This window comes from Klebsiella sp. PK01 (assembly GCF_057624675.1).
Genome location: NZ_JBYEZM010000015.1, coordinates 20,567 through 39,313 on the forward strand (window position 1 = coordinate 20,567; position 18,747 = coordinate 39,313).

The following is an 18,747-nucleotide window of genomic DNA, read 5'->3' on the forward strand; positions in this document are numbered from 1 at the left end:
TTAGCTCTCCTTCGAAGGCAGATTGTTGGATAACCAGTTGGCCATCTTACAGTACTGCTCTACAGAAATATTTTCCGCACGTACCGCCGGGTCGACGCCCAGCTCCGTCAGCACCTCAACGCTAAACAGATTGCCGAGACTATTACGGATGGTCTTACGGCGCTGGTTGAAGGCTTCAGTGGTGATACGGCTCAGCACGCGGACATCCTTCACCGGGTACGGCATGGTGCGGTGCGGCACCAGGCGCACGACGGCGGAATCCACTTTTGGCGGCGGCGTAAAGGCGGTCGGCGGGACTTCAAGTACCGGGATCACCTGGCAGTAGTACTGCGCCATTACGCTTAATCGACCATACGCTTTACTATTCGGCCCGGCAACCAGACGATTAACCACTTCCTTCTGCAGCATAAAGTGCATATCGGCAATGGCATCAGTATAGCTGAAGAGGTGGAACATCAACGGCGTTGAGATGTTGTACGGCAGGTTGCCGAAGACGCGCAGCGGCTGGCCCATTTTCTCCGACAGTTCGCCGAAGTTCATGGTCATCGCATCCTGCTGGTAAATGGTCAGCTTAGGGCCGAGGAACGGATGCGTCTGCAGGCGGGCCGCCAGATCGCGGTCCAGCTCGATAACGGTTAACTGGTCGAGGCGTTCGCCGACCGGTTCGGTCAGCGCGGCGAGACCCGGGCCGATTTCGACCATCGCCTGGCCTTTCTGAGGATTGATGGCCGAAACAATGCTGTCGATCACGAACTGATCGTTGAGAAAGTTTTGCCCGAAGCGTTTACGGGCTAAATGGCCCTGATGGACTCGATTATTCATTGGGTATTAACAATCATTTTGATGGCGAGATTAAGCGCCGTGATAAAACTGCCGACGTCCGCTTTCCCCTGACCGGCTAATTCCAGCGCGGTCCCGTGGTCAACGGAGGTACGAATAAAAGGTAAACCGAGCGTAATATTCACGCCGCGGCCAAAGCCCTGGTATTTTAGCACGGGCAGGCCCTGATCGTGGTACATCGCGAGTACCGCATCGGCATTATCGAGATATTTTGGCTGAAAAAGGGTATCCGCAGGCAGCGGACCGCTTAAATTCATGCCCTTTGCCCGCATCTCTTCCAGCACGGGAATAATGGTATCGATCTCTTCCGTCCCCATGTGGCCGCCTTCGCCGGCGTGGGGATTCAGGCCGCAAACCAGCACGTGCGGCTGAGCGATACCGAATTTATGCCGCAGATCGGCATCCAGAATGGTAATTACTTCGCGCAGCAGCTCTGGCGTAATTGCCTCGCTTATTGCTTTTAGCGGCAGATGGGTGGTGGCCAGCGCGACCCGCAGCTCTTCGGTCGCCAGCATCATCACCACTTTGCTGGCGTGAGCGCGTTCTTCAAAGAACTCGGTATGGCCGGTGAAGGCGATACCGGCGTCATTGATGTTGCCTTTGTGCACCGGCCCGGTAATCAACGCCGCGAATTCTCCCTTAAGGCAGCCATCGCAGGCGCGCGCCAGGGTTTCCACCACATAGTTGCCGTTAGCGACATTAAGCACGCCCGGCTGTACCGGCGCGTTGAGGGCAACGGGAAGTAGCGTGAGCGTGCCCGCCCGCTGCGGCTGTGGAGGAAGGGTTGGATCGTAAGGGAGGAGCGATAAAGGAAGACCGATCTGGCGGGCTCGGTCAGTTAACAGTGCGCCATCGGCGCAGATAACCAGTTCAATCGGCCAGTCGCGCTGTGCAAGCTCGGCGACAAGATCGGGACCAATCCCCGCGGGCTCGCCGGGAGTGATAACAACACGTTGCATAGAAACGTTCCTTCGGGCCAGGGGGGCCCGGCTGCGCAGTCGACCCCAGCCGTTGCTGGGGCGACCGGTCTACCCTCCCGCTACGCTTTTAAGGCGTGGGGAGGGGAGAACTTTAGTTGCTCAGAATTTTGACGTAAGCGCTGGCGCGCTGTTCCTGCATCCAGGTTGCCGCTTCTTCAGAGAATTTGCGGTTCATCAGCATGCGGTAAGCACGATCTTTTTGTGCGGCGTCGGTTCTGTCGACGTTGCGGGTATCCATCAGTTGGATCAGGTGCCAGCCGAAGGAGGAGTGAACCGGGCCGCTGGTCTGGCCTTTGTTCAGACGCATCAGCGCATCGCGGAACGCGGGATCGAAGATATCCGGCGTCGCCCAGCCTAAGTCGCCGCCCTGATTGGCGGAACCCGGATCCTGGGAAAACTCTTTCGCCGCTTTATCGAAAGTGGTCTTACCGCTCTTAATGTCAGCGGCGATCTGTTCCAGTTTCGCCTGCGCCTGCGCGTCGTTCATGATCGGCGACGGCTTCAGCAGGATGTGGCGGGCATGGACTTCGGTGACGGAGATGTTCTGGCTGCCGCCGCGCATATCGTTAACTTTCAGGATATGGAAGCCGACGCCGGAACGAATCGGACCGACAACATCGCCTTTCTTCGCGGTACTCAGCGCCTGAGCGAAAATACCCGGCAGCTCCTGAATACGGCCCCAGCCCATCTGGCCGCCTTTCAGCGCCTGCTGGTCAGCAGAGTAGGTGATAGCCAGTTTGCCGAAGTTAGCGCCGTTACGGGCCTGTTCAACGACGGACTTCGCCTGCTCTTCCGCAGCCGCAACCTGATCGGAGGTCGGGTTTTCCGGCAGCGCGATGAGGATGTGGCTCAGGTTCAGCTCAGTGCTGGCATCGTTCTGATCGCCAATCTGTTTGGCCAGCGCTTCAACTTCCTGCGGCAGCACGGTGATACGGCGGCGCACTTCGTTGTTACGTACTTCCGAAATCAGCATCTCTTTACGGATCTGGTTACGGTAGGTGTTGTAGTTGATGCCTTCATAGGCCAGACGGCTACGCATCTGATCCATCGACATGTTGTTCTGTTTGGCGATGTTGGCGATGGCCTGGTCAAGCTGATCGTCGCTGACTTTCACGCCCATTTTCTGACCCATTTGCAGAACGATCTGGTCCATGATCAATCTTTCGAGGATCTGATGACGCAGGGTCGCGTCATCTGGCAGCTGCTGTCCCGCCTGACCAGCGTTGAGCTTCACCGACTGCATCAGACCATCGACGTCGCTTTCCAGAACAACGCCATTATTGACGACAGCCGCTACTTTATCGACCACCTGCGGGGCGGCGAAACTGGTATTCGCGATCATGGCGATACCGAGAAGCAGCGTTTTCCAGTTCTTCATACTTTTTCCATTTCAATTAACCGCAAATGCGGATTACGTTTTAAACCAGACGCCTTACAGCGAGCTCTGGTACGGCAAAATGTTCGAGCGCAGCATCTGCTGGGTGCCAAGACCGTAGTTGGAGCTCAGACCACGCAGTTCGATGTTGATACCGAAGGTGTTGTCGTATTTGCTCTCGCCGCCGTTGTTGTTATCCCAGCCGTTGATCTTACGTTCGTAGCCAAGGCGGATAGCGTAGCAGCAAGAGTTATACTGTACCCCTAACATCTGGTTAGCCGCTTTTTTGGTATTGGTATCGAAGTAGTACGCGCCGACCACTGACCAACGATCGACAATCGGCCAGCTGGCGGTCATACCCACCTGAGAAATACCTTCTTTGTACTGCTGAGCGGTGGAATACGAAGGCAGCGTCGCCTGAATATATTCCGGACTCGCGTAACGGTAGTTCAGTTGCACTAAGCGGTTTTCGTCGCGGCGGTATTCAATGGTTCCGTTGCCGGTTGCGACGTTATCCAGACGCGTATCGTACTGGATCCCCCCGCGTAAACCCCAGTTATCGGTGATACGCCAGTAAGTATCGCCGGCCCAGACCAGTGAACCCGTGGTGTCGTTATTCTCCCAGTTGATGTTGTCCGCACCGGTGCGAGACTCGGTGAAATAGTAGATTTGACCAACGGAAATATTAAAACGTTCAACGGCCGCGTCATCATATACGCGAGATGTGACGCCGGTGGTGACCTGGTTGGCTGACGCGATACGGTCAAGGCCGCTGTAGGAGCGGTCGCGGAACAGGCCGCTATAGTCGGACTGCAGCAGGGTCGAGTCGTAGACGCCAATGTGGCTCTGGTCGCGATACGGGATGTACAGGTACTGCATGCGCGGTTCCAGGGTCTGGGTATACCCTTCCTGCATATCGCGTTCGAAGACCATTTTGCCGTCGATTTTGAATTGCGGCATCACGCGGTTAACCGAATCTTTGTAATCGGTACCGTTAGCGGTGTTGTACTGATCGAGATTACTCTGCTGATAGTGGGTCGCCAGCAGCTTCGCCTCGGTATTGATGCTTCCCCAGCCGTTAGACAGCGGCAGGTTGATCGTCGGCTCCATGTGCAGGCGCGTTGCTTCTGGCATATCGCCGTTGGTGTTGACGAAGTGCACCGCCTGCGCATACAGATGAGTATCGAACGGACCGACGTCATTCTGGTAGGCGTTAATATCGAGCTGAGGCTCAGCAGCGTAGGAGTTGCTTGAGCTACGGTCGAAGACCTGGAACTGCTTGGTCGACACGGTGGCGTCAAAGTTCTGGTTAACGTAACCGGCGCTGAATTTCTGCGTCGCGTAGCCGTCGGTACTGGAACCGTACTTAGAGCTAAAGTCGTTAAAGTAATCCGGGTCGCTGACTTTGGTGTAGTCGGCGTTCAGACGCCACACCTGATCGATAACCGCGTTGTGGTTCCAGTAGAACATCCAGCGGCGGCTATTGCTGTCGTTGGAGTGATCGTCTTCGTACACTTTATCGGAAGGCAGGTAATCGAATTCGAATAAACCTGCGCCCGCCTGGGTCAGATAACGGAATTCGTTTTCCCACATTACGCCGCCGCGTTTATTCATATAGTGCGGCGTAATGGTGGCGTCGAAGTTCGGCGCGATATTCCAGTAATAGGGCAGCGAGAACTCAACGCCATTTTTAGTGCTGTATTTGGCGTTGGGGATCAGGAAGCCGGAGCGGCGCTTATCGCCGACCGGCAGCTGCAGATACGGGCTATAAAAAATAGGGACGGAACCCAGCTTAAAGCGCGCGTTCCAGATTTCGGCAACCTGCTCTTCGCGGTCATGGATAACTTCGCTGCCGACGACGCTCCAGGTATCAGAACCCGGCAGACAGGAGGTAAAGCTGCCGTTTTCCAGAATGGTATAGCGGTTTTCGCCGCGCTGCTTCATCAGGTCGGCGGTGCCGCGCCCCTGACGGCCAACCATCTGATAGTCGCCTTTCCAGACGTTAGTATCTTTGGTGTTCAGGTTTGACCACGCCTTCGGCCCCTTCAGAATGACCTGGTTGTCGTCATAGTGAACGTTGCCAAGCGCATCAACGGTACGCACCGGCTGCGGTTGGCCCGCCGGCTGCTGCTGATGCAACTGCACCTCGTCGGCCTGCAGGCGACTATTCCCCTGATTAATATCAACGTTGCCGGTAAACACGGCATTATCGGGGTAGTTGCCTTTCGCATGATCGGCGTCAATCGTTACCGGTTGATCGTTAGGCTTCCCTTCAACGAGAGGACGATTATAGCTTGGCACGCCAAGCATACATTGCGTGGCGAGATCGGCGGCCATGCCCTGTTGGCTATACAAGGCGCTGGCGATCATGGTGGCCAGGAGGCTGGGGATACGTTTTTTCATACGTTTTATTTGTTGTTCCGTCATCTTGTGGCAGCGGCTTGCAAACGGTCAGAGCCTAACGTACTCATCTTAATCGCGCTAGTCTTAATCCGCTCGTTTCGTTTCTGAGCGTTAGGCACCGTGTAGAATGGCGAGTATGATAAAGCAAATTATAGGCGATGTCCCACATGACCGTGGCGTCAACGCTTGGTAACGTGCGGTCAGATATAGCTTAACTGGTAGCAGAAAGATTGGGGAGTCTATGCAGTATTTGGGTAAAGTGATTGGTGTCGCGGTTGCATTATTGATGGGCGGCGGCTTCTGGGGCGTGGTGCTTGGCTTTTTAGTCGGACATATGTTTGACCGGGCCCGTAGCCGTCGGCTGAATTTATTTGCCAACCAGCAGGAGCGGCAGTCGCTGTTCTTTTCCACCACTTTTGAAGTGATGGGGCATCTGACTAAATCTAAAGGGCGCGTGACGGAAGCCGATATTCATGTGGCGAATGTGCTGATGGATCGTATGAATCTGCACGGCGAGTCGCGTACCGCGGCGCAGCAGGCTTTTCGCGCCGGCAAGGCCGATAATTACCCGCTGCGCGAAAAAATGCGTCAACTGCGCAGCGTCTGTTTTGGTCGCTTCGATTTAATTAGGATGTTTCTGGAAATTCAGCTGCAGGCGGCCTTCGCCGACGGCGAATTACATCCCAATGAACGCGAAGTGTTGTTTGTTATCGCCGACGAGCTTGGTATCTCGCGTGCGCAGTTTGAGCAGTTCTTGCGCATGATGCAGGGCGGCGCGCAGTTCGGCGGCGGCTCGCAGCAGCAATCCTATGGTCAGCGCGGCGGCAATGGCGGCTGGCAGCAGGCACAGCGCGGCCCGACGCTTGAAGACGCTTGTAACGTTCTCGGCGTCAAGCCGACCGATGATGCTACAACCGTCAAGCGCGCTTACCGTAAACTAATGAGCGAACATCACCCGGACAAGCTGGTGGCCAAAGGGCTGCCGCCGGAGATGATGGAAATGGCGAAACAGAAAGCGCAGGAAATCCAGAAAGCCTGGGAGCTCATCAAAGAGCAGCGCGGCTTCTGAATCCCGTAGGGCTTCTCCTTCATGGAGAAGCCTTAGTTCGCGCCCTGCGCGCGGCGATACATCCGCCGCGGGTGGCCAATCTTTCCGTACAGCATTTCCACTTCCAGAAAACTCACTTCTACGCAATGCTCGAGATAACGACGGGCGGTGGTCTTGCTCAGCCCGGTTTCGCTGACCACTTCGTCAACCGAAAAACAGTGCGTTTCGCGGCCATGAAATAAATTTTGTACCAGCGCCAGGGTCTTTTCTTCGATGCCCTTGCTGCCGTTATCGGCGCGAAAATTTTTAGCCTGCAGCTGATACAGGGAATCAACGTTTTGCTGATCGACGATTTTCCATTCCCGCTGCTGATCGTAAAACTGAATAAAGCGCTCCAGCGACTGGCTCAGCCGTTTCCACGAAACCGGCTTGAGAATGTAGTCGAAGGCGCCGTTGCGTATCGCCTGGCTGCAGGTTTCCATATCGCTGGCGGCGGTGATGAAAATGACCGAGCAATTGGCATTGGCCAGAATCGGGTCGGTCATCAGAGTAACGCCTTTGCCGTCCGGCAGATAATTATCCAGCAGGACCAGCTGCGGCGGTCTGGCGTTGAGCATCTGCCGCGCCTGGGAAAGCGAGGCGGCCATTCCCGCCAGCCGCATGCGCGGGTGTTTCTGTATCAGCTCGGCGTGCAGGCGGGCCAGCTCGTTTTCATCTTCGATGATCAGCACATCGACCAGATCATGATGCATCGTTGGCCTCCGGTTGCGGATGGGCCGGCGGGTCGGCGGGAATAAACAGGGTAAATATCGTTCCGCGCGGCGCGTTATCGGCGACTTCAATCGTGCCGCCAGCCTGAGTCACATAATGTTCAATAAGATACAGACCAATACCGTGATCGCCACGGGTTTTTGTCGTCACCCCGCGCTCAAAAATACGTTCGCGGATATCCGGGCGAATTCCGACGCCGCGATCGGCCACCTCAATCATCAGCTCGCGGGCGTTGAGTTGAATCAGTACCTCGACCGGCTCGTGAGGGAGTTCAGCGCGCTGCGTCGCTTCAATGGCGTTATCCAGCAGGTTGCCGATGATCGAGATAAGTTCCGACTCCATCAGCGACGACAGCGGGCGATCGATACGACAGGCCGGATCAAAGCTCAGTTCAACGCCTTTTTCATAAGCGCGGGTGGCTTTACCCAGCAGCAGGCCGCACAGCGTCGGCGAGCGGAAACGCGAGGAGATGAAGTCCAGTAGCTCCTGAGCATGTTCCGATTGCGCCTGTATATAGCGAATAGCTTCGTCGTAGTGGCCCATATGCAGCAGGCCGGAGAGCGTGGTCATGCGGTTGAGCTGCTCGTGGCGCATTATGCGCAGGTTATCGACATAGCGTTTCACCTGGCTGAGCTGGGCGGTGAGGGCGTTAATTTCATCGCGGTCGCGGAAGGTGATCACCCAGCCCTGCAGCGAGTTTTCCAGCATGATGCGCACCCGGCTGGCGAGTACCGTCAGCTGGTTGAAGCGACACAGTTCATCGTGCGTATCGTTCGCCAGCATCGCGCCGCTGGCGAAGAACGGCTGCGGGGCGATCACGCTATCAATCGATTTGCCGCGCAGCAGATGCGCGGGCTGCTTAAGCCCCAGCAGGCTGCGGGCGGCGTGGTTAATCACCTCAATCCGTCGCTGGCTGTCGATAACGATAACCCCTTCGAAAATCGATTCCATCATCGCTTTTTGCTGGCGAACCAGCAGGCCAATTTCGCGCGGCTCCAGCGAAAAAATCTGCTTTTTAATACTGCGGGTAAAATACCAGGAGAAGATAAACAGGGCGATCAGCAACAGGATGGCGGCGACAAAAATATTCACTACCTTTTGCACGGTGATGCTGTCGAGATAGCTGGTCAGATAGCCGACGGAGACGATGCCGATCACCCGCCCGTTGTCATCGACAATGGGCGTTTTACTGCGTAGCGAGATGCCCAAACCGCCTTTACGGATGGTAGTGATAGTTTTGCCTTCCAGCACCGCCTGGTTATCGCCGCCCACTAAGCGGGTGCCGACCCATTCCGGGTGCACGGAATGAAACAGATGTACGCCTTTATCATCGCCGATGACGATAAAGCTGGCATCGCTGTGGGCGGCGATTTGCCTCATGAAGGCGCCGATAGCCTGCGGGTCGTGCAGACTGACCTGCTGGCGTAGATTGGGCATCAGCGCAATCTCTTCGGCCTGAATTTTCGCCCTGGCGCTCATTTCCTGATACAGCTGGCGGCTGGCGTCGAGATAATAATAAACGCCAAGCAGAGCGAATAAGATGGAGAAAAAGGCCACCAGGGAGATGAACAGCTTAAATTGAAATGAAACTTTCATAGTTATGCGCACAGTATTTGAGATGCGGCAACGATATCGTCAGCGGCCAGAAGAACAATTTATCTACTGGCGCCTATTTATAAAGGGTAATTATCCGGTTAATAAAAAAACCATAAAAACCACGTTTAGAAATCAGATATGTATCACGCTGATTAATATACCCGTCATACTTCAAGTTGCATGGGCGTTGGCAATAACTCGGCCCATCCCTGGGCCTCGCCCTTACGGGTGCAGTGAACTGCGTTCAAATTCGTTCCTGACGAATTTGTCCTCACTCACCCCAGTCACTTACTGGAGTAAGCTCCCGGGGATTCGCTGCGTCGCCGCCTTCCTGCAACTCGAATTATTTAGGGTATAGAAACCATAAAAACCATAATGACCATTAAAACTTCTTTTTTAATCTGCCTTTTCTCACATTAACGCCGCGCCAGCCCCTCTACCCTGAACAGGAATAATAACTACAGGGCTGAATTTATGAGCACCACAGACAACGCATTCTCTGCAACCCTTGAACCTATTAACAAACCGAAAGCCTCGTTGAAGCAGCGCTGGTGGCACGTGATGGATAGCTGGAAAGTGGGGATTATCCCGCTGCCGCTATTTTTGCTGGCCGGTGGTCTTATCGCGTTGGACTGCCTTGGCGGCAAGCTGCCGAGCGATATCGTGGTGATGGTGGCGACGCTGGCCTTCTTCGGTTTTGCCTGCGGCGAGTTCGGCAAGCGTCTGCCGGTACTCGGTAAGCTTGGCGCGGCGGCGATTTGCGCCACCTTTATTCCTTCGGCGCTAGTCCATTACGGCCTGCTGCCGGATGTGGTGGTTGAATCCACCACCAAATTCTATAAATCGACCAATATTCTTTATCTCTACATCTGCTGCATTATCGTTGGCAGCATTATGAGCATGAACCGCACCACGCTGATTCAGGGGTTCCTTAAGATCTTCCTGCCGATGCTGTGCGGCGAAGTTGTCGGCATGCTGGTAGGCGTCGGCGTGGGTAGCCTGTTGGGAATGGATCCGTTCCAGGTCTTCTTCTTTATCGTGTTGCCGATTATGGCCGGCGGCGTGGGCGAAGGGGCGATCCCGCTGTCGATTGGCTATGCGGCGCTGATGCATATGGATCAGGGGGTTGCGCTGGGACGCGTGCTGCCGATGGTGATGCTGGGCAGCCTGACGGCGATCGTCATTGCTGGCTGTCTGAACCAGCTTGGCAAACGCTTCCCGCATCTGACCGGCGAAGGCCAGCTAATGCCGAACCGCAGTAATGAAACCCGCAGCCTGAGCGAAAGCGAAGGATTTGGCGGTAAAACTGATGTGGCGACGCTGGCCTCCGGCGCGCTGCTGGCGGTGCTGCTGTATATGATGGGCATGCTCGGACATAAATTGATTGGCCTGCCGGCGCCGGTTGGCATGCTGTTCCTCGCGGTGCTGCTGAAGCTGGCGAATGTGGTTTCGCCGCGCCTGCAGGAGGGCTCGCAGGTGGTGTATAAATTCTTCCGCACCGCGGTGACTTATCCGATTCTGTTTGCCGTCGGCGTGGCGATTACCCCGTGGCAGGAGCTGGTAAACGCCTTCACGCTCACCAACCTGCTGGTCATTGTCTGCACCGTCTCGGCGCTGGTGGCCACCGGGTTCTTCGTTGGTAAAAAAATGGGGATGCATCCGGTCGATGTGGCGATTGTCTCCTGTTGCCAGAGTGGGCAGGGCGGTACCGGCGACGTCGCCATCCTGACTTCCGGCAACCGTATGAACCTGATGCCGTTTGCTCAGATAGCTACCCGTATCGGCGGCGCGATTAATGTGTCGTTAGGGCTGCTGTTCTTAAGTCATTTCTTATCGTGATTTAGTTCTGCGCTAACAGCAAAAACTGCCATTTCCCTCCGCAGGACGAAGAAAATTTCTTTGTCCTGCGTCCTAAATTCTGTGCAATTAGCGATACAATAGGCGGCGTTATCCGCGATAGCGACGGCAGCCCCGAGCTGCCTTTTTGATCATTAAAGGAGAGGAAAGAATGTCAGTGCATACTCCCGCCCGGGCGGGCGTCAGCATGGAAAATCTGCTGGCGGCGAAAGAGCAGCGCGCAGCCCGTCAACAAGACTGGCTCAACCATTATCAACAACCGGTTATTTCTCTCACTCTGGTAACGCCAGGGGCGGTAAAAGACAGTATTCGCTATCGCAATATGATGGGTGTTGCGCTGCAGGCCTGTGACCAACTTCTGTGGCAGCAGCGTTGGAAAACGCTCGACCGCCAGGTGTTGTGGCTGCCTACCGGCCCGGAAGCGATGTGGTGCGTTGAGCACTCCGCGGAAGAGATCAAAGCGCTATGCAGCGAACTGGAACAGAATCATCCGCTGGGACGTCTGTGGGATATCGACGTCATTTGTCCGCAAGCGGGGCTGATTAGCCGCCAGGCGCAGGGCGAAGCGATGCGCCGCTGCCTGCTGTGCGATGAGCCGGCCCACGCCTGCGCGCGCAGCCGTCGTCACGACACCGGGCTGGTGGTCGCTCGCGTTGAGCAGATGATCGATGCGTGGTTCGCCCGCGATTAATCGCGTTAGCGTTAGAGATTTCCCCGGCAGCGTAGCGCGACCGGGGCGTCCGGATAACGACTTAAAAGTCGATTGGCGCGCGGAAGGTCATCGCGTTGCCGTAGGCGGGATGGGTAATGGTTAATGTCTCGGCATGCAGCAGCAGGCGCGGGGCCATTGCCAGCGCCTCCGGCGTGGCGTAAAAGCGGTCGCCGAGGATCGGATGCCCTAACGCCAGCATATGCACGCGAAGCTGATGCGAGCGCCCGGTAATCGGCTTCAGGCGCACGCGGGCGGTGTTGTCCTCCGCGTACTCCAGCACTTCATATTCGGTTTGCGCCGCTTTGCCGGTTTCATAACACACCTTCTGCTTTGGCCGGTTCGGCCAGTCGCAAATCAGCGGTAAATCCACCAGACCTTCCGCAGGCTGCGGATGGCCCCAGACGCGGGCGATGTACTGCTTCTTCGGCTCGCGCTCGCGGAACTGACGCTTCAGTTCACGCTCGGCGGCCTTATTCAGCGCCACCACAATCACGCCGCTGGTGGCCATATCCAGGCGATGCACCGATTCGGCCTGCGGGAAATCGCGCTGGATACGCGTCATCACGCTATCCTTATGCTCTTCCAGCCTGCCGGGCACGGACAACAAGCCGCTCGGCTTGTTGACCACCATAATGTGCTCATCCTGATACAGAATCACCAGCCAGGGATCCTGCGGCGGATTGTAGTTTTCCATCGCCATTTTCGCGTTCCGTTACTGGTGAGTGACGACGATCAGACGCAGCGCGTCCAGACGCCATCCGGCCTGCGCCAGCGCATCCATCACCTGCTGGCGGTTGCTTTCGATCGCCGCCAGTTCGTCGTCACGGATGTTCGGGTTCACCGCCTTCAGCGCTTCGAGACGCGACAGTTCCGCCGTCAGTTTATCATCGGCTTCGTTACGCGCCGCGTCGATCAGCGCCTGCGCCGCTTTGGCGATCTGCGCTTCGCCCTGTTGCAGAATCGCGTGAACGTCCTGCTGCACCGCATTGACCAGCTTGCTACCAGTGTGGCGGTTGACCGCGCTCAGCTGGCGGTTGAAGCTTTCGAACTCCACCTGCGCGGCGAGGTTGTTGCCGTTTTTATCCAGCAGCATGCGAACCGGGGTCGCCGGCAGGAAGCGGTTAAGCTGTAATTGCTTCGGCGCCTGCGCTTCGACGACGTAGATAAGCTCCAGCAGCAGCGTGCCGACCGGCAGCGCCTTGTTCTTCAGCAGCGAAATCGTGCTGCTGCCGGTATCGCCGGAGAGGATCAGATCCAGACCGTTGCGAATCAGCGGGTGTTCCCAGGTGATGAACTGCGTGTCTTCACGCGACAGCGCCACGTCACGCTCGAAGGTGATGGTGCAGCCATCTTCCGGCAGGCCCGGGAAATCCGGCACCAGCATATGATCGGACGGGGTCAGGACGATCAGGTTTTCGCCGCGGTCGTCCTGGTTGATGCCGACGATATCGAACAGGTTCATCGAGAAGGCGATCAGGCTGGTGTCGTCATCCTGCTCTTCGATGCTCTCCGCCAGAGCCTGCGCTTTTTCGCCGCCGTTGGAGTGGATCTCCAGCAGACGGTCGCGGCCCTGTTCCAGCTGCGCTTTCAGCGCTTCATGCTGCTGACGGCAGGATTTGATCAGATCGTCGAAGCCATCGGTGGCTTCCGGCGCGGCAAGGTAGTTAATCAGGTCGTCGTGAACGCTATCGTAGACGGTACGGCCGGTCGGGCAGGTATGTTCGAAGGCGTCGAGGCCTTCGTGATACCAGCGCACCAGCACCGACTGCGCGGTTTTCTCCAGATACGGCACGTGGATCTGGATATCGTGCGCCTGGCCGATACGGTCGAGACGGCCAATACGCTGCTCCAGCAGATCCGGGTTAAACGGCAGGTCGAACATCACCAGGTTGCTGGCGAACTGGAAGTTACGCCCTTCGGAGCCGATTTCGGAACACAGCAGCACCTGCGCGCCGGTGTCTTCTTCGGCAAACCACGCTGCGGCGCGGTCGCGTTCGATAATCGACATGCCTTCATGGAATACCGCGGCGCGAATACCTTCGCGCTCGCGCAGTACCTGCTCCAGCTGCAGCGCGGTGGCGGCTTTGGCGCAAATCACCAGTACCTTCTGCGAGCGATGGCTGGTCAGGTAGCCCATCAGCCATTCGACGCGCGGGTCGAAGTTCCACCAGGTGCCGGTATCGCCTTCAAACTCCTGATAGATCTGCTCCGGATAGAGCATGTCGCGCGCGCGCTCTTCCGCGGTTTTGCGCGCGCCCATAATACCGGAGACCTTGATAGCCGTCTGGTACTGGGTCGGCAGCGGCAGACGAATAGTGTGCAGCTCGCGTTTCGGGAAACCTTTCACGCCGTTACGGGTGTTACGGAACAGCACCCGGCTGGTGCCGTGGCGGTCCATCAGCATTGAAACCAGCTCCTGGCGCGCGGCCTGAGCATCTTCACGATCGCTGTTAGCGGCCTGCAGCAGCGGCTCGATGTCCTGTTCGCCGATCAGATCGCCAAGGGTATTGAGTTCATTATCGTTGAGCTTGTTTCCTGCCAGCAGCAGGGCGACGGCGTCGGCGACCGGGCGATAGTTTTGCTGTTCTTCAACAAACTGTTCAAAATCGTGGAAGCGGTTTGGATCCAGCAGACGCAGGCGCGCAAAGTGGCTCTCCATGCCCAGCTGTTCCGGCGTCGCGGTCAGCAACAGTATCCCCGGCACGCGTTCGGCGAGCTGTTCAATGGCCTGATATTCACGGCTCGGCGCCTCTTCGCTCCACACCAGGTGGTGCGCTTCATCGACCACCATCAGGTCCCATTCGGCGTCGCACAGGTGCTCCAGGCGCTGCTTGCTGCGGCGCACGAAGTCTAAGGAGCAGATAACCAGCTGTTCGGTTTCGAACGGGTTGTAGGCGTCGTGCTGCGCTTCGGCGTAGCGTTCGTCGTCGAACAACGAGAAACGCAGGTTGAAGCGGCGCAGCATTTCCACCAGCCACTGGTGCTGGAGGGTTTCCGGGACCACGATCAGCACGCGCTCGGCGGCGCCGGAGAGCAGCTGCTGATGGAGGATCATCCCGGCTTCAATGGTTTTACCTAAGCCTACTTCATCGGCCAGCAGAACGCGCGGCGCGTGACGACGGCCCACGTCGTGGGCGATGTTCAACTGATGCGGGATCAGGCTGGTGCGCTGGCCGCGCAGGCCGCTCCACGGCATGCGGTACTGTTCGCTCTGGAACTTACGCGCGCGGTAGCGCAGGGCAAAGCGGTCCATCCGGTCGATTTGCCCCGCGAACAGGCGGTCCTGCGGCTTGCTGAAGGCGAGCTTGCTGTCGAGCAGGACTTCGCGCAGGGTAACATGTTCTTCTTGCGTATCCAGGCGGGTGCCAGTGTAGGACAGCAGCCCATTCTCTTCATTTACTTCGTCAACGTGGAGCTGCCAGCCTTCGTGGCTGGTAATGGTATCACCCGGGTTAAACATCACGCGGGTAATTGGGGAATCGTTGCGAGAGTACAGACGGTTTTCGCCGATGGCGGGGAAAAGGAGAGTGACCATGCGCGCATCCAGCGCTACCACTGTCCCTAGTCCTAGTTCGCTCTCTGTATCGCTAATCCAGCGTTGACCAAGTGTAAAAGGCATATGTGTTCGGCTCTTTGTTCTTTAATTGCAGGCAATAGTGCATCCTCAGCATAGTTACGCTGAGGAATCAAAATTGGGTCCAGGAATGGAAAGGGCGCTATGGTACTGGATGCCGCGGTGTTAGTCACCTGTCAAAATAGCCCCAGTTGCCCTGTCACTATTGTAGCAAAGTCGTCGTTGACGAAGGGAAGGATTCCTTCCGCCACCGGCTGCAATTGCTTTGACAGATAGTGATCGTAATCGAGCGGCGACTGCTGGTAATCCACCGGCTCCGGGCCGCCGGTAGTCCAGACGTATTTAATGGTGCCGCGCTGCTGATACTGCTGCGCCCGCCCAAGCTTCGCGTTGTGTTCATCGGCAAGCCTCGCGGCGCGCACGTGCGGCGGCACGTTACGCTGGTACTCCGCCAGCGGTCGGCGCAGGCGCTTGCGATAAACCAGCTGCTCGTCGAGCTCGCCGTTCATTAGTCTTGCGATAGTCTCCCGTACATAATCCTGATACGGCTGATGGCGGAAGATGCGCAGATACAGCTCCTGTTGAAACTGCTGGGCCAGCGGCGTCCAGTCGGTGCGTACCGTCTCCAGCCCCTTGAACACCATGCGCTGGGCATCGCCCTCCTGAATCATTCCGGCATAACGCTTTTTACTGCCGGTATCGGCGCCGCGGATCGTCGGCATTAAAAAGCGGCAAAAGTGGGTTTCATACTCCAGCTCCAGCGCGCTGGTCAGCTGGCTTTTGCCCAGTTCCTGCGCCCACCAGTCGTTAACATAGGCAACAAGTTTGCGGCCGATTTCCGCCGCCTGCGCTTCGCTATGCGGGCGTTTGAGCCAGACGAAGGTGGAGTCGGTATCGCCGTAGATAACGTCATAGCCCTGGGCTTCAATCAGCGCTTTGGTCTGGCGCATGATCGCGTGGCTGCGCATGGTGATCGACGACGCCAGCCGTGGATCGAAAAAGCGGCAGGCGCTGGTCCCCAGCACGCCGTAAAAGGCGTTCATGATGATCTTCAGCGCCTGCGACAGCGGCTTATTATGCTGACGCTTAGCTTCATCGCGGCCGTGCCAGATCTGTCCGACGATGCCTGGCAGGCAGTGCTTTTCGCGCGAGAAGCGGGCGCCGAGAAACCCTTCGGTGCTGTGGCGGTCATCGGGCTGTGCCAGCCCTTCAACCAGGCCGACCGGATCGATTAAAAAGGTGCGGATGATCGACGGATACAGGCTTTTGTAGTCCAGCACCAGCACTGAGTCATACAGGCCGGGGCGGGAGTCCATGACGTAGCCGCCGGGACTGGCCTGCGGGGGAACTTCGCCGAGATTCGGCGCCACGTAGCCCAGCCGGTGCATGCGCGGGAAATAGAGATGGCTGAAGGCGGCGACCGATCCGCCGTGGCGATCGGCGGGCAGGCCGTTGACCGTCGCCCGTTCGAGCAGAAACGGCATGATCTCTGTCTTATGAAAGATCCGCGTCACCAGCTCGCAATCCTGTAGGTTATAGGTTGCCAGCGCCGGTTTATCTTCATGGAAACGGCGATCGATTTCGTCCATCCGGTCCCACGGGTTGTCGATAGCTTTACCTTCGCCGAGCAGTTCGCGGGCGACGGCCTCGAGTGAAAATGAGGAGAAGTTCCAGAACGCCGATTTTAGCGCTTCGATGCCGTCGATAATCAGCCGGCCGTTGGCCTGGGCGAAAAAGACGCCGTTCTTAAAACCGTGCTCGCGCCACTCCAGCTCGCTATTGCCGCGGCCGAGCAGCAGCGGGATGCGGTAGCGCTCGGCGTGTTTTTGCAGGACCCGCAGATCGAACTGCACCACGTTCCAGCCGATCAGCACGTCGGGATCGTGTTCGGCAAACCAGGCGTTGAGCTTTTCCAGCAACAGCGGGCGGCTGGCGACATAGACCAGGCTGAAGCCCACATCCGGCGGCGTAGCGGGCTCGGGGCCTAACATGTAGACCACCCGCTGGCCGCAGCCTTCCAGGCCGATGCAGTAGAGCTCGCCGTGGCGGCTGGTTTCGATATCCAACGAGACCCATTTCAGCGGCGGGCGGTAATCCGGATTAGGTTTCATGCGCGCGTTAACCAACTGCGAACCGCGCCTTTCTCCTTCCACCCAGACCGGGGCGGTGATAAAGCGCTCCATCAGGTAGCGCTCCGGCGGGCGGATATCGCCTTCGTAAACGGTGACGCCGTTTTCACGCAGCTTTTTTTCCAGCCGCATCAGCTGGCGATGGGCGCGGCAGTACAGGCCGAAAACCGGCTGGCGGTGGAAATCTTTTAACGCAAGCGGGGCCAGGCGATAGCCGTTTTCACCTTGCAATAGGCTTTCAGCCTGCTGCCGCTGCACTTCGGGGATAAACGCGACGGATTCCTGCGGCGGCAGCGTGACCTGCAGCGGGCCGTTATCGGTCGCCAGCCAGAAGGCCAGTTCCGTTCCCTGCGGGGTATCCCGCCAGTGACGGGTGAGTAAAAATCCTGCTTGCGGCTGCGTCACGCGTGCTCTCAACGATAAAAAACCAGGCCTGATTATAGCCTGGTTTCACGATAGGTGCTGGGGTTTTATACAGGGGTGATTACTGGCCGTAGTAGGCTTTGGCCCCGTGTTTACGCAGATAGTGTTTATCGAGCAGCGTCTGCTGCATATCCGGCAGTTGCGGCGCCAGCTGGCGGCAGAAAATTCCCATATAGGCGATCTCCTCCAGCACGATGGCATTATGCACCGCGTCTTCGGCATTTTTTCCCCAGGCGAACGGGCCGTGGGAATGCACCAGCACGCCGGGCATTTGCGCCGGGTCGATGCCCTGCTGACGGAAGGTTTCGACAATCACGTTGCCGGTTTCCCACTCATATTCGCCGTTGATCTCCGCATCGGTCATCAACCGGGTGCAGGGGACCGGGCCATAAAAATAGTCAGCGTGGGTGGTGCCGGTCGCCGGGATAGATTGCCCGGCCTGCGCCCAGATGGTGGCGTGGCGCGAATGGGTATGCACAATCCCGCCAAGCGTCGGGAATGCCTGATACAGCAGGCGATGGGTCGGCGTATCGGAAGAGGGCTTCTTGTTGCCTTCCACCACTTCACCGGTCTCCAGACTGACGACGACCATGTCGTTAGCGGTCATCACTGCGTAATCCACGCCGGAGGGTTTAATAACCAATACCCCTTTGTCACGATCGACGGCGCTGACGTTGCCCCAGGTTAAGGTCACCAGATTATGCTGCGGTAGCGCTAAGTTGGCCTCCAGCACCTGGCGTTTGAGATCTTCTAACATAGTGTGCTCCGAATAGCAGGTGAGTTGGGTTCCCCTCACCCCGACCCTCTCCCAAAGGGAGAGGGAGTAAGATGACACCGCGCCGGTCGGTTCCTTCTCCCCACTCCTCTCCCAAAGGGAGAGGGAGAAAGATGACACCGCGCCGGTCGGTTCCCTCACCCCGACCCTCTCCCAAAGGGAGAGGGAGAAAGTTGACACCGCGCCGGTCGGTTCCCTCACCCCGACCCTCTCCCAAAGGGAGAGGGAGAAAGATGACACCGCGCCGGTCGGTTCCCTTACCCC

Annotated in this window: 13 protein-coding genes; 3 read left to right on the forward strand and 10 right to left on the reverse strand. The window is 57.4% G+C overall.

Going from position 1 to position 18,747, the window contains the following annotated elements:
• From rsmA to lptD, 4 genes are all read right to left on the reverse strand, one after another.
• On the reverse strand, window positions 1-822 hold the full coding sequence (gene rsmA, locus AC22LX_RS24645) for a 16S rRNA (adenine(1518)-N(6)/adenine(1519)-N(6))-dimethyltransferase RsmA (RefSeq protein ID WP_015368291.1): 822 nt from the start codon (window positions 820-822) through the stop codon (window positions 1-3).
• Window positions 819-1,799, reverse strand: coding sequence for a 4-hydroxythreonine-4-phosphate dehydrogenase PdxA (gene pdxA / locus AC22LX_RS24650; RefSeq protein WP_045397286.1), 981 nt, complete (start codon window positions 1,797-1,799; stop codon window positions 819-821). Before pdxA ends, rsmA begins: the two co-directional genes overlap by 4 nt.
• Window positions 1,800-1,911: 112 nt before the next feature.
• Window positions 1,912-3,198 carry a peptidylprolyl isomerase SurA gene (gene surA / locus AC22LX_RS24655; protein ID WP_045397288.1) on the reverse strand — a complete coding sequence of 429 codons (1,287 nt, stop codon included), beginning with the start codon at window positions 3,196-3,198 and terminating at the stop codon, window positions 1,912-1,914.
• 54 nt (window positions 3,199-3,252) lie between these two features.
• A complete protein-coding gene (gene lptD / locus AC22LX_RS24660) occupies window positions 3,253-5,598 on the reverse strand; it encodes an LPS assembly protein LptD (RefSeq protein WP_032713339.1) in 2,346 nt (781 codons plus the stop codon).
• A gap of 241 nt (window positions 5,599-5,839) precedes the next feature.
• Here lptD and djlA point away from each other — a divergent pair, with 241 nt between their 5' ends.
• Window positions 5,840-6,667, forward strand: coding sequence for a co-chaperone DjlA (gene djlA / locus AC22LX_RS24665; protein ID WP_015704375.1), 828 nt, complete (start codon window positions 5,840-5,842; stop codon window positions 6,665-6,667).
• Between the two features lie 32 nt (window positions 6,668-6,699).
• Here djlA and AC22LX_RS24670 read toward each other — a convergent pair whose 3' ends face one another.
• Both AC22LX_RS24670 and AC22LX_RS24675 read right to left on the reverse strand, forming a co-directional pair.
• Window positions 6,700-7,398 carry a response regulator gene (locus tag AC22LX_RS24670; RefSeq protein WP_045397296.1) on the reverse strand — a complete coding sequence of 233 codons (699 nt, stop codon included), beginning with the start codon at window positions 7,396-7,398 and terminating at the stop codon, window positions 6,700-6,702.
• Complete coding sequence (locus AC22LX_RS24675; RefSeq protein WP_045397299.1) at window positions 7,388-9,013, reverse strand: ATP-binding protein; 1,626 nt, start codon at window positions 9,011-9,013, stop codon at window positions 7,388-7,390. Before AC22LX_RS24675 ends, AC22LX_RS24670 begins: the two co-directional genes overlap by 11 nt.
• 474 nt (window positions 9,014-9,487) lie before the next feature.
• Between AC22LX_RS24675 and AC22LX_RS24680 the strand changes: the two genes are divergently transcribed.
• Together AC22LX_RS24680 and citX are read left to right on the forward strand one after the other, a co-directional pair.
• On the forward strand, window positions 9,488-10,852 hold the full coding sequence (locus AC22LX_RS24680; RefSeq protein ID WP_015368284.1) for a 2-hydroxycarboxylate transporter family protein: 1,365 nt from the start codon (window positions 9,488-9,490) through the stop codon (window positions 10,850-10,852).
• 169 nt (window positions 10,853-11,021) lie between these two features.
• On the forward strand, window positions 11,022-11,561 hold the full coding sequence (gene citX, locus AC22LX_RS24685; RefSeq protein WP_015368283.1) for a citrate lyase holo-[acyl-carrier protein] synthase: 540 nt from the start codon (window positions 11,022-11,024) through the stop codon (window positions 11,559-11,561).
• Between the two features lie 61 nt (window positions 11,562-11,622).
• On the opposite strand, the gene rluA is transcribed toward citX, so the two are convergent.
• The 4 genes from rluA to araD all read right to left on the reverse strand — a co-directional run bounded on the left by rluA (window position 11,623) and on the right by araD (window position 18,465).
• Window positions 11,623-12,282 carry a bifunctional tRNA pseudouridine(32) synthase/23S rRNA pseudouridine(746) synthase RluA gene (rluA, locus tag AC22LX_RS24690; RefSeq protein ID WP_063413970.1) on the reverse strand — a complete coding sequence of 220 codons (660 nt, stop codon included), beginning with the start codon at window positions 12,280-12,282 and terminating at the stop codon, window positions 11,623-11,625.
• Window positions 12,283-12,294: 12 nt separating this feature from the next.
• The gene (rapA, locus tag AC22LX_RS24695) at window positions 12,295-15,201 is read right to left on the reverse strand and encodes an RNA polymerase-associated protein RapA (protein ID WP_487334262.1); all 2,907 of its coding nucleotides are present in this window, start codon (window positions 15,199-15,201) and stop codon (window positions 12,295-12,297) included.
• A gap of 131 nt (window positions 15,202-15,332) precedes the next feature.
• A complete protein-coding gene (gene polB / locus AC22LX_RS24700) occupies window positions 15,333-17,690 on the reverse strand; it encodes a DNA polymerase II (RefSeq protein ID WP_487334263.1) in 2,358 nt (785 codons plus the stop codon).
• A gap of 79 nt (window positions 17,691-17,769) precedes the next feature.
• Window positions 17,770-18,465: an L-ribulose-5-phosphate 4-epimerase gene (gene araD, locus AC22LX_RS24705; RefSeq protein WP_045389962.1), complete on the reverse strand. Its 696-nt coding sequence runs from the start codon at window positions 18,463-18,465 to the stop codon at window positions 17,770-17,772.
• Window positions 18,466-18,747 lie beyond the last annotated feature (282 nt).

Excerpts from the sequence above, each read along its gene's own strand:
- rsmA (WP_015368291.1), bottom strand. The coding sequence starts at position 822 with ATGAATAATCGAGTCCATCAGGGCCATTTAGCCCGTAAACGCTTCGGG.
- pdxA (WP_045397286.1), bottom strand. The coding sequence starts at position 1,799 with ATGCAACGTGTTGTTATCACTCCCGGCGAGCCCGCGGGGATTGGTCCC.
- surA (WP_045397288.1), bottom strand. The coding sequence starts at position 3,198 with ATGAAGAACTGGAAAACGCTGCTTCTCGGTATCGCCATGATCGCGAAT.
- lptD (WP_032713339.1), bottom strand. The coding sequence starts at position 5,598 with ATGAAAAAACGTATCCCCAGCCTCCTGGCCACCATGATCGCCAGCGCC.
- djlA (WP_015704375.1), top strand. The coding sequence starts at position 5,840 with ATGCAGTATTTGGGTAAAGTGATTGGTGTCGCGGTTGCATTATTGATG.
- AC22LX_RS24670 (WP_045397296.1), bottom strand. The coding sequence starts at position 7,398 with ATGCATCATGATCTGGTCGATGTGCTGATCATCGAAGATGAAAACGAG.
- AC22LX_RS24675 (WP_045397299.1), bottom strand. The coding sequence starts at position 9,013 with ATGAAAGTTTCATTTCAATTTAAGCTGTTCATCTCCCTGGTGGCCTTT.
- AC22LX_RS24680 (WP_015368284.1), top strand. The coding sequence starts at position 9,488 with ATGAGCACCACAGACAACGCATTCTCTGCAACCCTTGAACCTATTAAC.
- citX (WP_015368283.1), top strand. The coding sequence starts at position 11,022 with ATGTCAGTGCATACTCCCGCCCGGGCGGGCGTCAGCATGGAAAATCTG.
- rluA (WP_063413970.1), bottom strand. The coding sequence starts at position 12,282 with ATGGCGATGGAAAACTACAATCCGCCGCAGGATCCCTGGCTGGTGATT.
- rapA (WP_487334262.1), bottom strand. The coding sequence starts at position 15,201 with ATGCCTTTTACACTTGGTCAACGCTGGATTAGCGATACAGAGAGCGAA.
- araD (WP_045389962.1), bottom strand. The coding sequence starts at position 18,465 with ATGTTAGAAGATCTCAAACGCCAGGTGCTGGAGGCCAACTTAGCGCTA.